Here is a 12,977-nt window from a genome sequence, read left to right as displayed (position 1 = left end):
TCCCGCTACCGCCGGTGCGCCAGGCCGGCCGAGGCCTGATCCGTCGGCATGACGATCATCTGGCTGATGTTGACATGCGGCGGCCGGTCGGCGCACCAGACAACGGCATCGGCGATGTCGTCGGGCGAAAGCGGGGTCAGCCCCTGGTAGACTTTTTTCGCCCGTTCGCCGTCGCCGTGAAAGCGGACCAGGCTGAACTCGGTTTCAACCATCCCCGGATCGACCGATGAAACTCGGATGCCCGTCCCGCTGAGGTCCAGGCGCAGGGCCCGGCCGAGAGCGTTCACGGCAAACTTGCTCGCGCAGTAGACGTTGCCGCCGGGATAAACTTCGTGTCCGGCGATGGATCCGATGTTGACGACATGGCCGCGACCGCGCTCGACCATGCCGCGGATGACGGCGCGGCTGACATAGAGAAGCCCTTTGACGTTCGTGTCGATCATCTCTTCCCAGTCCCGGATCGATCCTTCATGGATCGGACTCAGGCCGCGGCTGAGTCCGGCGTTGTTGACCAGGATGTCGATATTTTTCCATTCGGAGGGAAGGACGGCGACGGCGGCATCGACGGCTTCCCGGTCCCGGACATCAAGAGCGAAAACATGAATATCGATTCCGGCGGATTTACGGAGTTCGGAAGCCAAGGCTTCGAGACGATCCAGACGCCGGGCGCTCGCCAGAATCCTCGCGCCCCGGGCGGCAAAGGCCCGGACACAGGACCGGCCGATCCCCGAACTCGACCCCGTGACATAAACAATTCGATCTTTAAACGACATGGCGGCCACCTCCGTTTTCAGCCTTACAGGATATCCCAGTCGACCGGGTGCAGGAAAGCCTGGAATTCAATTGATCATCCGCCTCATCATAACCCAAAACACCGCATTTCGCACGGATCCGGTTATCATGCCGGCTGCAACCCTGCATTCGAATTCTGAATCTGATTCTCCCTGGACCCCACCGGCATGATATAATGATGATCAATTGCAGGTCGGAGGCCGAACGATGCCCAACTTAGAGTTCGACAAAGCGAAGATCGCCGCATTTTGCCGTAGGAATCATATTCGGCGGCTTTCAATGTACGGATCAGCGTTGCGGGCGGATTTCCGCCCCGACAGCGACATCGATCTTCTGGTCGAATTTGATCCGGATCGCATCCCCGGCCTTTTCGGCATCTCCCGGATGGAGAGAGAATTATCGGCCCTGTTTGGAGGACGGAAAGTGGACCTGCGCACTCCTGAAGACTTAAGCCGATATTTTCGTCGTCAGGTCCTTGATGAGGCTGAGGTTCAGTATGCACAAGGATGACACGACGCGTTTGAGGCATATGCTGGATGCAGCCCGCGAAGCCATCAGCTTTGTCAAGGCTCGGACACGAGCCGATCTGGACATCGACCGCAAATTGGTTTTGGCATTGGTCAAATCCATTGAGATCATCGGCGAGGCGGCTTACAGAATGTCTAAAGCCGCGCGAAATCAATATTCAGACATTCCTTGGGATGACATTATCGGGATGCGTCACCGTCTTGTTCATGCCTATTTCGATATCAACTTGGATATCCTCTGGAGAACCGTTCAGGATGACCTTCCGCCGCTGATCGCCAAGCTGGAACGCACCATCCCGAGTCCTTGATCATCGGATTCGAGGATCGACAACCGTCCCAATGCTTGCTTTTTCAGAGAACTGATGTCTTTCAAATAACTCCTCAGGCTGGTCGAGCGGATGCTTAGATAATGCATTCAGAGGTGCTCGATCAGGATTTTGACGCCGATGGCGATCAGCACGAGGCCGCCGGAAAGTTCGGCCCGCTTTCCGGCCACGCGGCCGGCGACAGGTCCGAGAACGGCGCCGAGAACGGTGAAAAAGAAACAGACGACGCCGATGACGACGGCCGGAAAGAGGATGGGCTCGCCCATGACGCCGATCCCGAGTCCGACGGCCAGGGCGTCGATGCTCGTGGCCACGGAGAGAAGGAAAAGGGAGCCGCCGCGGGTCGGATCTGTCCGGCAGGCATCATCGCCTCCCTTTTTCCGGAAGGACTCGAAAATCATGCGGCCGCCGACGAAAAGAAGAAGCCCGAAAGCCGCCCAATGGTCCCATTTTTCGATGATATGAACGACGGATGATCCGGCCGCCCAGCCGACGATCGGCATGGCGAACTGGAAGAAGCCGAAGGCGGCGGCGAGCCGCAAAATCTGTCCGCGCTGAAGCCCGCCCCGTCCGCAGCTTGCACCCAGAGCGACGGCGAAGGCGTCCATGGCCAGGCCGACGGCGATCCCGAGAATCACGACAACGCTCATGGTTCACTTCCGTGCACGGCCCGCCATGATAGCATGAAGTTTTTGAGAATCTCCGGCAGAAGGTCGTCGAGAAAATCCGCGGGTGATGCGATCTTGAAGGAAAGGCGGCTTTTTTCAATCTTCAGGAGATGCTTGACGTCGCACGTGACAAGGATATCGGCTTTTCCGGAAATCGCGGAGGCAATGACCGGCAGGTCTTTTGCCGCCGTCAAGCCGACAAGAGGCGCAAGATCGCCTTCCGAAGGCAAGGCCACAATTTCGGGATTCATCAGCTTCAGAGCCGTGCGGAACGTTGAAAGCGCGGCCGGCAGCTTCACCCTGAGGGTTCTTTCGATTTCGCCGATGTTATAGGCTCCCGTCATTGGTTTGAGAGCGGGAAGATCGAGACTCAGGATGTCGAGAATGATACGTGGCGCACCCCGGTCGGAAAAAAGTCCCGACACGATGACGTTCGAGTCCAGAAAAATCCTAGTCTTTTTCCCTGGCATGGGATTCGTCGCGCATCCGGGCTCTTGCGTCGTCCAGGCCGTCAATCAGCTCTTTCAGGGACAGACCCGAAGTTTTGAGCATCCGCCGGAGCTCCCGGCGGGCGTCCTCGAGTTTCAGCGACCTGGGCGTCACCAGAAGAGAATCCCCGATCGGGATGAGGGTCACGCTCTGACCCTCCTCCATATAACCCGCTTCCCGGATTTTTTTAGGAATGGTCAATTGGCCCCGCGATTTGACCTCCGCGGCATAAGGCTTCGGTTCCGCCATGATGGATCTCCTCCGGATTGCTGATTTCAGAATAGCGGAATTCCGTCATTTCGTCAACAAACGCAGGAAGCACATCGGCCTTCTTTCTATGATGATGTGATGCAAATACTTTCTTGATCGCCTCCTTTCTTTTTCTTCTTTTTGCCTTCTCTTTAGGTCTTGTGGACCATCCTTCTATCCGTGCCCTTGGCTCGAAAGCCATGTCCGCACACACTCTAACGTCAGGTCCCGGCCCCTTAACCTATGAAACAATGCGACCTTCTCAAGTCCATTAAAGAATGCCTCAAGGCGACCGAGTTATCTCCGATAAGGAATGTAATTGCGTTGCTCCTTCCAAACCTTGTAGATAATGGTCAACAATCGCCTGGCCGTGGCCACTTTGGCTTTATTGGCGCCTTTTCTTCGGCACAGACGCTCGTAAAAGCCGCGCAGGTCAAAATCCGCCCGGATGGCCGGCCAGACCGCTTCCACCGCCGCCCAGCGCAACCAGCGATTCCCGGCCCGAATGATTTTGCCGTGATAGGTCTTATCCCCGGAGCTGTGGATCGAAGGAATGACCCCGGCGTAGGCATGAAGATGGGCCGCGTCGGAAAACCGGTTCAGGTCGGCGATCTCCACGGCCACCAGAACCGATAAATATTTTCCGAACCCGGGAATGGTTCGGATGAGCTGAGCTTCCCGGATCTCTTCATAGAGCTTTTCGACAAGCGCGGTCGATTCCGCGATCTTTGTCTCTAAATGCCGGTGCGTTTTCAGCAGCGCCAGCAGGAGTCTCATCTCCCCACGATCCAGATCCAGTCCCAGGAGCACCTTCTGACCTTTAGCGGAAAAAATATTGGTCTCCCGCGCAACTTCCCCCCGCACCTCTTCTTTCTGCTGAGCCAGAAACGCATAAACCCGGTTCTTCAGTGCCGTCATCGTGCGGACATAAAAAGCCCGCTGCCGCAAGACCCGCTGTGCTTGCCGGTTCTCCGGAGATCGCCGATAGACCTCCGGAATCATGTTCATCCGTAAAAGATGAGCCAGCACCTCGGAGTCGCGCTTGTCCGTCTTGATCTTCGCCCGAGCAATCGCCTTCACTTCATTCGGATGGGCGATTTTGACCGAAACCCCGATCTGCTCGAGAACATCCACCATCGTGTAGCTCGAACGGCCCGTCTCGATGACTGCTTCCAGCGCCTCCCCTCCTTCCAGGAACTTCTCGATCTCGGCCCGAAGGTTGGGAACCCGGGCCGATCGAAGTACCTGACCTTCCTTGTCCATCATCGTCATGTGGGAGTATTGACGATGATGGTCAATCCCGACATAATGCATCCGTGCACCTCCTAAAATAGAGTTTCCACCGGGGAGTCTATCAAACCCCCGGGGGAGGTGCATCACATCATCATGTTACCTATGAATAGATCGGGTATAATGGTTTTTCGAGATTTGCCATGACATCGAAAGAAACGATCGCGCTGCGGGGCGTCCGCGTCCACAACCTGAAGTCCGTCGACCTGGACATCCCGCTTTTCAAGCTCATCGTCGTTACGGGCGTCAGCGGCTCGGGCAAATCCTCCCTGGCCTTCGACACGCTTTACGCCGAGGGACAGCGCCGTTTCCTCGAATCCCTGTCCTCCTACGCCCGCCAGTTCCTCGAACGGATGGAAAAGCCCGACGCCGAATCCATCGAGGGCATTCCGCCGGCCGTGGCCATCCAGCAGAAGGCCTCGACCAAGAACCCCCGCTCGACCGTGGCGACAGTCACCGAAATCCACGATTATCTTCGGATTCTCTACGCCCGGGCGGGCGTCGTCCACTGCGTGTCCTGCGGCAAACCCCTTCAGCGCGACACAATCGACGCCATGGTCGAAACCCTCCTCGCCCTGCCTTACGGAACCCGGATTCTCATCGCCTTCGCCTGGCCGCGGGAAAACGGTCTGGCCAAGTTGAAAACGGACGGCTACCACCGGGCCGTTTCGAACGGCGACGTTCTCCCCGTCGAGGAGGCCTTCTCGCAAAATGCCGGCGCGGTCGACATTCTGGCCGACAAGCTGGCCGTCGACCCCGCGGAACGGGAGCGTCTCGCGGATTCCCTGGAGGCGGCCATGAAGCGCGGCGGCGGACGAGCCCGTGTGCTCGTCGAGGACGGCCGCGAGATCCTGTTTTCCGACCGGCTCGAATGCCGCACGTGCGGGATTTCGACCGAGGATCCCTATCCCAATCTCTTCTCCTTCAACAGCCCGCAGGGCGCCTGCTCCGAATGCAGCGGCTTCGGCGACCTGGCCGTCGTCGACCCGGCCAAAGTCGTCCCGGACCCGTCGAAATCCCTGGCCGACGGCGCCGTCGAACCCTGGACCAAACCGCTCTCACGCCCCTTCCAGCGGCGGCTCCTCAAGGAAGCGGCGGGCGCCGGCGTGCCGGTCGACATCCCATATCGCGATCTCACCCCCGACCAGCAGCGTTGGGTCTTCGAAGGCGGAAACGGCTATCGCGGCGTCAAGGGTTTTTTCGACCGGCTTCAGAGGAAAAAATACAAGGTCCAGGTCCGCGTCCTCCTCAGCCGCTATCGCTCCTACACGCCCTGCCCGTCATGCGGCGGCGTCCGCCTCAACCCGGAGGCCCGGGCCGTGCGGATCGGCGATCTTTCGATCGGCGATTTCCTGCGCCTGACCGTGCGCGAGGCCGCTGCATTCCTCGAAAAATACGAATCCGGGCTCAAGGACCATGAGCGGCCCGTGGCCGGCAAGCTCTCGACGGAGATCCGCAACCGCCTTCTCTTTCTTCTCGAAGTCGGCCTCGATTACCTCACCCTCGACCGCATGACTTTCACCCTGAGCGGCGGCGAGGCCCAGAGGATCAACCTGGCCGCGACGCTCAGCGCCTCGCTTGTCGGCACGCTGTTCGTCCTCGACGAGCCGAGCGTCGGCCTTCATCCCCGGGACAACGCCCGCCTCGTCGGCATCCTCAACTCGCTGAAGGACATCGGAAACACCGTTGTCGTCGTCGAACACGACCCCGACATCATCCGGGCCGCCGAATACATTATCGACCTCGGGCCGCGGGCCGGAGAGGCCGGAGGGCGCATCGTCTTTGCCGGTCCGGCGGATCGGTTCCTCAAGGATCGATCGTCCATCACGGCGGCCTACATTCGGGGAGAAAAGTCCATTCCCGTGCCGGACTCCCGCCGCCAGTCCCGCCGCGAGATCGTTGTTTCGGGCGCATCCAAACACAACCTCAAAAACATCGACGTCGCCCTCCCCCTCGGCGTCTTCACCTGCGTCACGGGCGTTTCCGGCTCGGGAAAAAGCACGCTGCTCTACGACGTTCTCTACAAGGGCCTAACCGGAACCTCCGACGGCGGATTTCGCGAAATCCGGGGCCGGGAATTTCTGGACAAGGTTCTCATCGTCGACCAGTCGCCGCTCGGCACGTCGCCCCGCTCCATCCCGGCGACTTACACCAAGGCCATGGACGGCATCCGCAGCCTTTTCAGCCGGACGCGCGAGGCCAAGGTCATGGGCTTCAGGCCGGGCTATTTCTCCTTTAACGCGGCGGGAGGCCGGTGCGAGCCCTGCGAAGGCGCCGGACGCCAGGTCGTCGAAATGCAGTTTCTCTCCGACGTCGTCCTGACCTGCGAGGCCTGCAAGGGAAAGCGTTTCAAGGACGAAATCCTCGACATCCGCTATGAAGGGAAAAACATCGACGACGTGCTGTCCATGACGGTCACGGACGCCCTTGACTTTTTCGCCGATCGGAAGGACATCGTCCGCAAGCTCTCGCCGTTGGCCGAGGTCGGGCTCGGCTACCTGAAGCTCGGCCAGCCGACGACGACCCTTTCGGGCGGCGAGCTTCAGCGCATCAAGCTCGCCCATCACCTCGTCCACGAGAAAGGCAAGCGCATCCTTTATCTTTTCGACGAGCCGACGATCGGCCTTCACCCCGACGACGTCTCGGTTCTTCTGGACTGTTTCCACAGACTTGTCGACGAGGGCCACACCGTGGCCGTGATAGAACACAACCTCGATGTCGTCAAGTGCGCCGATTACGTGATCGACCTCGGCCCGGAAGGCGGGGACAAGGGCGGCCGCGTCGTCGCCGCCGGCCCGCCGGAGGAGATCGTCCGCTCCCGCCGGTCCATCACCGCCCGCTACCTTAAACGTTATCTATCCTGATCTCAAGGGCGAGCCGATCTCAGCGCGTCGGTTTGGTTGCGACAATCTTGGCGCGCTCACAGTCCCGGAGCGGGAGCGGCCGGGTCGCCCGCAGCGACCATGGGAGGGTTTACCTTGCGTACTATCCGAAGAATCGGATGTCACAGTTATGGGTTCCTAGAAACATCCCAGTCCGATTAGCCTCCGGGTTCTTCAGAGACTCCAAACCCTTTTACGACCTTATGGAGGTGCCCCCATCATCTTAAAGCGTCCGTTTTCATATGTCTAGGGTGACGATAAGTCATGATGATTAGCCTTCACTCGCCGTTCCGGGAGGAGACCCGATCTTGGGCGCCGAGGATGTCTGAGCTTGAACAATCCTGCGGGTGGGATCGGGATGTGAGAAATACTCTGCAGATCGAAAGTCTGCCGTGCGAGTTCCGCAGGCGCCTCTCGGAACGGTGAGGGAACGGCGTTAAAAACCCGGACGGGAGCAAGGACGATCCGGCCGCGTCTTGCGAAGGGATCCCCCCGAGCCCGAAGAGCGGAAGCCGAACTTGAGATCGGGCTCGCTCTTTTCAAGCGTGCGGGTTCGTGATAACCTTTTTGAACTCAAGGAGAAGCAACCGGAGATGTTCGGCGAAATGATGGTCGATTACGCCTTGTCGGCCCGCCTGGGAGGAAATCATGGATGACATCGGCGAACGCTTTCAGCAGGAAACCAAATACCGGCGCGAGGCCATGGCCGGGCGAAAGCCCGCGGCCCTTCGTCCACCGCCCTTCCGAACGTTTCCCGATGCGCCGCGCATTTCCCTCGCTCCGCCCGAAACGAAGGGCGGACCCTCGTTGTGGGAAACGATGGCGGCGCGCCGCAGCGTCCGTGATTTCTCGGAGAAACCTCTTTCTTTGAGCGAAATGTCGCAGATTCTCTGGGCCGCGCAGGGCGTCACCGGGCGAACGGGCGGCTTCATTTTGAGAACAACGCCTTCGGCCGGTGCGCTCTATCCGGTTGAAACTTACGCCGCCGTCTTCAACGTCGAGGGTGTCGAACCCGGAATCTACCATCACGATGTTCACGGCGCGGCGCTGGAGCGCCTGCGGGAAGGGGATTTCCGCCGCGAAACCGCCCGGGCCGCCCTCCAGCAGGGCTTCGTCGCCGATTCGGCCTTCACGCTGATCTGGACGGCCGTTTTCGCACGGGCGGCCTGGAAATACGCGCAGCGCACATACCGTTACGTTTATCTCGACGCCGGGCATATCGCCCAGAATGCAGCCCTCGCCGCGACAGCCCTCGGCCTCGGCTCCTGCCAGATCTCGGCGCTCTTCGACGACGAGGTCAACGTCCTGGTCGGCGCCGACGGCATCGAGGAATCCGTCCTTTATATGACCTCCGTCGGTTGCTTGGCTTCCAGCCGGATGGTCTGCCCGACCATGTAAAGCGGCAAGGAAAGCAGTTCGAACCGCACACGTTCGGTCCGTCCGCCGGAAACGATTTTGTGTTCCACCGCCATTTTGGAAGGCGGAGAAAAATCGAATCGAGCAGCCGAGTTCTGTTTCTTTTCATGAATGAACTGATGCAAGGACTTCAAGCTGCCGGTTTTTCCGGCTTTGACTTCGATGGGCAGGATCCGGCCGCCGGCTTGGATCAGGAAATCGACTTCCGCATTGGCCATTCGTCCTTCTCGCAGCCAGTAATACAATTGGGGAGATTCATGAGGAAAGCCCATGGAGAGCAGGTGCTGCGCGATGAATTGTTCGGCCATCTTGCCCTTATTGATAAAGGGGACATCGTTTTCGAATCCGGAGACGGGCAGATGGTCGATGCCGCACATCCTGTTCATGAGCCCCACATCCAAAAAGTAGAGCTTGAAAACTTTGTCCTTCTTTCCCGCTCTGAGCGGGATGCCTGAAGCCGAAGAGTGATGAACCCGGCTGATGATTCCGGCTTTCGCCAGCAAATCGATCGCTTTTTTCGTTTCTCTGGACTGGGCTTCGCCGTCGATCTTTCGATAGATGACTTTTTCTCCAACGGCAAGCGGCGTGTGATCAAAAACCTTTTGAATTCTCAATAAATCGCCCCCCCGGGCATATTTCCCAAAATCGTCCCTGTAGGTTTCAAGCAACGAGCCGTGAACGCGAATCACATCCTCAAGGTGTTTCGAAGACAGGAATTCTTTTACGGCTTCGGGCATGCCGCCCACCAGCAGATAAGCCCGCAACAATTCCAGCAACCTCCGATGAGCGGATTGCGGAAAGGCGTTTGTGAAATCAAATGAGTTCAATAAGTCCAGAAGCTGGGTTTCCCGCCCGGCCAGCAGAAATTCCTCAAAGCTCATGGGCCCGAGAAACAGGTATTCCATACGTCCCACCGGCATGGCAAAGGAGTGATCCGAAAGCGTGAGTTCCAGAAGAGAGCCCGCTGCGATCACGGGGATTTGAGGAAAATCCTCGTAGAAATAGCGCAAAGCCTTGATGGCATGGGGCGCAGATTGAATTTCATCAAGAAAAATCAGGCTGTTTTCCTGATGGATTTTACCTTGCCCGGTGAAATATTCAATTTCCATCAGAATTTCTTTGACATCCAATCTCTTAAACACGTCATCAAACCTGGAGTAGCGTTCAAGATTAACTTCATAGAGGTTAAGACCATGCTTTGCGGCAAACAACCTGACCAGGGTGGATTTGCCGACTTGCCGGGCGCCTCTGATGACCAGGGGCTTTCTCCGGTCTTGTGAAAACCAATTTTCCAAATCGTTAATGGCGGTGCGTTCCAAATGCATTGCAATACCCCCTCTATTAAGTCAATGAATGCATAAAAGACACCCCTATAATAAGCATTTCAGGAATAAAAAACAACCTTTTATCGTTCGACCAGATTTATTTTCATTAAATCATGGAATTTCTGTGCTGGGCTGGACAAAAAATCCGGGAAATGCTATGAATTGCATCGGTTTAATCATCGAGAAGGAGTGACCGCCATGCCGTTTGCGCGCATTGCCCCCCGCCTATTATCGGGAATCGTCTTTTTCGCCGCCGCCGCGCCTCTTCTCGCCCAGCAGGGCGCGGGCCGCGGAGCACCGTCATTCTGGGACGCCCTGGTCAGGCCCCGGCCTCTGGCCATGCTGATCCTCGGCCTCCTGGCCATGGTCCTTCTCCTGACGAAGACCATGCGGAACGGCATCAAGGTTCCCTTCCTGCTGCTTTCGACCTTTCTGTTCGGCATCGCCGCCAATCTTCCCGTCGACGCCTTCAAGGTCTTCTCCATGCACCCCTCGCCCATCTGCGCCATCACCAAACCCCTGATTTTCGGGTTCCGAGTGCCGATGTTCGCCCTGGGCGCGGTGGTTCTTTTCCTGACGCTCGTCGGTCCCAAGCTTTTCTGCGGCTGGGTCTGTCCCGTCGGCGCCGCTCAGGAGCTCATCGCCATGCTGGCCGACAAGCTCCGCATCCGCCGCATCAAGTGGAACTTCACCTTCACCCAGGCCGTCCGCATCGCCATCTTCCTGCTCTTCGTTTTCCTCAGCATGACGGCCGTTCATCACGTCATCCGCGACGGAAACAAAGTCGCCGTTTCCATCTACGATTCGGTGAACGCCTTCGAAGGTTTCAAATTCGGACCCCAGCCGTCCTTTTGGGCCGGCCTGTTCCACTTTCTTCCTTTCTTGCTGACTATCGTCCTGGCCTTCAAGACTTACCGGCCTTACTGCTATCTCGTCTGCCCCATCGGGCTGTTCACGAACGCCCTGGAGCAGGTGTCGCTGTTCCGCGTCTCCCTCAATAAGTCCGCCTGCACCGACTGCAAGGATTGCGTGGAGAAATCCCCCTGTCCGACCGTTCCCGAAATCCTCAAGGGCTCCGTCCTGAGGCCGGACTGCTTCTCCTGCACCGTCTGCGTCAACTCCTGCCGGGACAACAAGGCCCTGTCGTTCGGAGTCAAGCGGGGCGGTTGACAGGCCCTGAATATTTAACATGTCAAGTTAAATATGCAGGGGTGAGGAGTTACGGAATTCCGACAAAACTCAGGTAATTGTCTCTGTTGACGACCTCGAATTCGGCATCAGGGTAGGCCTCCCGGAATTTCCCGGGTTCCCGCCCTTTTCCCGTCCACTTGAATTCGTAGGCGAAAAGGCGGCCTTCGCGCTCTTCGATCAGGTCGATCTCCCGGCCTTCCCATGTCCGCCAGAAATAGAAGTTGACGGGAACCGCTCGATAGGCCTGCCTCTTGATCCTTTCAAGGAGCATGAAATTCTCCCAGAGTCCGCCGATGCGGCTCACCGGCCTGAACAAAATCCTTGAATTCGGCATTTTTCACCGCTTTCCGGTGTCATCATCGTATTCCTGTTTTGATCTCCGTCCAGTTGGCGATTTGATATCGCACGACATTTTCGGCGCCGCTTTCCCTTTCCAGCGTATGGGAATACAGGACGCCGTCTTCAATGGCACATGTGTTGGGAGGCAGCCGTGTTGTATAGAGGAAATATCCCTCTTTGCTGAACACGTCGACCTCTTTGTTTTCCAAGTCAATCCATCCATATTGCCGAATGAGCTTCTCGGCTTTGTTGCGTTGAACGTATATTCTTCCCTCCGAATCCACCAAAATCGAGAAGAAATGAGGTTTTTCGGCGGGAACACCGAATTTTTTCAGGGATTCGATTTCATCAGCAGAAAATCGTGGGATCGGCGCGTCTTTTTGGACCCGAAACAAAATATCTCCCTCAAAATCAAAAACATGAAGAACGTAGTCTTTGGAATATCCATACAAAAACGTTTTTTGATCCAGCTTGGCGATGTGCAAAGAATGCTCATATCCTGTTTCGACATAGTGAACGCCTGTGCTGAGTTCTTTGGTATAGACATTGTAGGGATATTCCGCGTAAGTCTTCCCGATTTGCCCGTTTGCCGAGAGATAACAGAGACTGATCCCGTAAGAAAGTTGAGACTCGAGCTCTTTTTGAATGACACCCAAAAAGCCACCCTTTTGATCCAACGGGACGAAATCCCGAACCATCTGTATGGGTCTTGAGGCATTGAGATATTCCCCGTTTGCGGAAAAAGTCACGATCCCGGCCATGAGATCATACACATGGATATCGCCTGTCGCTCGGTCAACGGCGATTTTTACGGGAACCTGAAATTCTCCCGGCCCCTGCCCGAACCTTCCTATCGTCATACGGTAATTTCCGGAACGATCGAATTTCTGGATTCTGTGATTTCCGCGATCTAAAACATAGATGCTGCCCTGAGCGTCGATTCCTATTCCTTTGGTTCTGTAAAAGAGATCATCTTTGTTTTGTTCATCGCCGATCCTCAAATCCTCCACAAGAGACAACCGGAGTTCGCCGAAGAGCGGGATTCCTGGATTCCTGATTTCCTTGATTCCATCGGAAAAAATGACGGATCCCTGCCATTCCGATTCAATTTCCTTTTGAGACGTGCAACTGCCCAACAGGAGAAGAGCCGCAATGATCGATAAGGATCGATTAAACATCATCGGCTTTCAGCCGGGAACGAAGGCTCAGGCAAAAAGCTTCGCCGAACTCGTCCGCGGACTCTTTCTATACCTTTTCCCGCCGCACGGTTCCGAGAAGATAGCCGATGATGATTCCCGCCAGGACCATGACCGGGACGAGGATGACCTGGGAAATGCCGATCGTCCAGAAATAGATCTTGAACGTCACGATCTCCCTGTTCTGGAAAAACAGGACCACGACGAGAGCCGTCAACACAACGGCCAGGATGATTTTTGCTTTCATATCGCCCTCCTAAAGACGCGGGCCGCCTTCGACCCTCGGC

The 12,977-nt window shown here is 57.0% G+C and carries 14 protein-coding genes; 5 read left to right on the top strand and 9 right to left on the bottom strand.

Translation table 11 applies throughout. The annotated features are described in order from the left end of the window. Positions 1 to 5 precede the first annotated feature (5 nt). Positions 6 to 773 (bottom strand): SDR family oxidoreductase, encoded by a 768-nt coding sequence (locus SCM96_02900; protein MDW7759569.1) that lies wholly within the window; start codon positions 771 to 773, stop codon positions 6 to 8. A 226-nt stretch (positions 774 to 999) separates the two neighbouring features. On the opposite strand from SCM96_02900, the gene SCM96_02895 reads away from it, so the two are divergent. Further along, complete coding sequence (locus SCM96_02895; GenBank protein ID MDW7759568.1) at positions 1,000 to 1,302, top strand: nucleotidyltransferase family protein; 303 nt, start codon at positions 1,000 to 1,002, stop codon at positions 1,300 to 1,302. Next, entirely contained in the window at positions 1,289 to 1,627 is a 339-nt protein-coding gene (locus SCM96_02890) for a HepT-like ribonuclease domain-containing protein (GenBank protein MDW7759567.1), read from the top strand. Before SCM96_02895 ends, SCM96_02890 begins: the two co-directional genes overlap by 14 nt. 107 nt (positions 1,628 to 1,734) lie before the next feature. Here SCM96_02890 and SCM96_02885 read toward each other — a convergent pair whose 3' ends face one another. The 4 genes from SCM96_02885 to SCM96_02870 all read right to left on the bottom strand — a co-directional run bounded on the left by SCM96_02885 (position 1,735) and on the right by SCM96_02870 (position 4,365). Beyond that, on the bottom strand, positions 1,735 to 2,295 hold the full coding sequence (locus tag SCM96_02885; GenBank protein ID MDW7759566.1) for a manganese efflux pump MntP family protein: 561 nt from the start codon (positions 2,293 to 2,295) through the stop codon (positions 1,735 to 1,737). After that, positions 2,292 to 2,783 carry a PIN domain-containing protein gene (locus SCM96_02880; protein MDW7759565.1) on the bottom strand — a complete coding sequence of 164 codons (492 nt, stop codon included), beginning with the start codon at positions 2,781 to 2,783 and terminating at the stop codon, positions 2,292 to 2,294. Before SCM96_02880 ends, SCM96_02885 begins: the two co-directional genes overlap by 4 nt. Continuing rightward, positions 2,764 to 3,051 carry an AbrB/MazE/SpoVT family DNA-binding domain-containing protein gene (locus tag SCM96_02875; GenBank protein ID MDW7759564.1) on the bottom strand — a complete coding sequence of 96 codons (288 nt, stop codon included), beginning with the start codon at positions 3,049 to 3,051 and terminating at the stop codon, positions 2,764 to 2,766. The genes SCM96_02880 and SCM96_02875 overlap by 20 nt, the downstream gene beginning before the upstream one ends. A 297-nt stretch (positions 3,052 to 3,348) precedes the next feature. Beyond that, positions 3,349 to 4,365: an IS110 family transposase gene (locus SCM96_02870; GenBank protein MDW7759563.1), complete on the bottom strand. Its 1,017-nt coding sequence runs from the start codon at positions 4,363 to 4,365 to the stop codon at positions 3,349 to 3,351. Positions 4,366 to 4,484: 119 nt separating this feature from the next. On the opposite strand from SCM96_02870, the gene uvrA reads away from it, so the two are divergent. Next, positions 4,485 to 7,205 carry an excinuclease ABC subunit UvrA gene (gene uvrA, locus SCM96_02865; protein ID MDW7759562.1) on the top strand — a complete coding sequence of 907 codons (2,721 nt, stop codon included), beginning with the start codon at positions 4,485 to 4,487 and terminating at the stop codon, positions 7,203 to 7,205. A gap of 666 nt (positions 7,206 to 7,871) precedes the next feature. Then, entirely contained in the window at positions 7,872 to 8,621 is a 750-nt protein-coding gene (locus tag SCM96_02860; GenBank protein ID MDW7759561.1) for a SagB/ThcOx family dehydrogenase, read from the top strand. Here SCM96_02860 and SCM96_02855 read toward each other — a convergent pair. Further along, entirely contained in the window at positions 8,564 to 9,964 is a 1,401-nt protein-coding gene (locus SCM96_02855) for an ATP-binding protein (protein MDW7759560.1), read from the bottom strand. The two genes, SCM96_02860 and SCM96_02855, sit on opposite strands and share 58 nt — an antisense overlap. Before the next feature lie 198 nt (positions 9,965 to 10,162). Here SCM96_02855 and SCM96_02850 point away from each other — a divergent pair, with 198 nt between their 5' ends. Next, positions 10,163 to 11,134 carry a 4Fe-4S binding protein gene (locus tag SCM96_02850; protein MDW7759559.1) on the top strand — a complete coding sequence of 324 codons (972 nt, stop codon included), beginning with the start codon at positions 10,163 to 10,165 and terminating at the stop codon, positions 11,132 to 11,134. A gap of 49 nt (positions 11,135 to 11,183) precedes the next feature. Here the strand turns inward: SCM96_02850 and SCM96_02845 are convergent, their stop codons facing one another. From SCM96_02845 to SCM96_02835, 3 genes are all read right to left on the bottom strand, one after another. Next, positions 11,184 to 11,489, bottom strand: coding sequence for a DUF4143 domain-containing protein (locus SCM96_02845; GenBank protein MDW7759558.1), 306 nt, complete (start codon positions 11,487 to 11,489; stop codon positions 11,184 to 11,186). 22 nt (positions 11,490 to 11,511) lie between these two features. Beyond that, on the bottom strand, positions 11,512 to 12,495 hold the full coding sequence (locus SCM96_02840) for a 6-bladed beta-propeller (GenBank protein MDW7759557.1): 984 nt from the start codon (positions 12,493 to 12,495) through the stop codon (positions 11,512 to 11,514). A gap of 244 nt (positions 12,496 to 12,739) precedes the next feature. Further along, entirely contained in the window at positions 12,740 to 12,937 is a 198-nt protein-coding gene (locus SCM96_02835; GenBank protein MDW7759556.1) for a LapA family protein, read from the bottom strand. Positions 12,938 to 12,977 lie beyond the last annotated feature (40 nt).

This window comes from Acidobacteriota bacterium, assembly GCA_033549365.1.
Taxonomy (GTDB): Bacteria; Acidobacteriota; Aminicenantia; order Aminicenantales; family Saccharicenantaceae; genus JAWSUF01.
The sequence above is the reverse complement of the archived record's forward strand: the minus strand, read 5'-3'. Positions and strand labels throughout refer to the sequence as shown.

Coding starts and splice junctions, on each gene's coding strand:
- SCM96_02845 (MDW7759558.1), bottom strand. CDS start 11,489: ATGCCGAATTCAAGGATTTTGTTCAGGCCGGTGAGCCGCATCGGCGGA.
- SCM96_02895 (MDW7759568.1), top strand. CDS start 1,000: ATGCCCAACTTAGAGTTCGACAAAGCGAAGATCGCCGCATTTTGCCGT.
- SCM96_02860 (MDW7759561.1), top strand. CDS start 7,872: ATGGATGACATCGGCGAACGCTTTCAGCAGGAAACCAAATACCGGCGC.
- SCM96_02855 (MDW7759560.1), bottom strand. CDS start 9,964: ATGCATTTGGAACGCACCGCCATTAACGATTTGGAAAATTGGTTTTCA.
- SCM96_02850 (MDW7759559.1), top strand. CDS start 10,163: ATGCCGTTTGCGCGCATTGCCCCCCGCCTATTATCGGGAATCGTCTTT.
- uvrA (MDW7759562.1), top strand. CDS start 4,485: ATGACATCGAAAGAAACGATCGCGCTGCGGGGCGTCCGCGTCCACAAC.
- SCM96_02885 (MDW7759566.1), bottom strand. CDS start 2,295: ATGAGCGTTGTCGTGATTCTCGGGATCGCCGTCGGCCTGGCCATGGAC.
- SCM96_02890 (MDW7759567.1), top strand. CDS start 1,289: ATGCACAAGGATGACACGACGCGTTTGAGGCATATGCTGGATGCAGCC.
- SCM96_02900 (MDW7759569.1), bottom strand. CDS start 773: ATGTCGTTTAAAGATCGAATTGTTTATGTCACGGGGTCGAGTTCGGGG.
- SCM96_02875 (MDW7759564.1), bottom strand. CDS start 3,051: ATGGCGGAACCGAAGCCTTATGCCGCGGAGGTCAAATCGCGGGGCCAA.
- SCM96_02870 (MDW7759563.1), bottom strand. CDS start 4,365: ATGCATTATGTCGGGATTGACCATCATCGTCAATACTCCCACATGACG.
- SCM96_02880 (MDW7759565.1), bottom strand. CDS start 2,783: ATGCCAGGGAAAAAGACTAGGATTTTTCTGGACTCGAACGTCATCGTG.
- SCM96_02835 (MDW7759556.1), bottom strand. CDS start 12,937: ATGAAAGCAAAAATCATCCTGGCCGTTGTGTTGACGGCTCTCGTCGTG.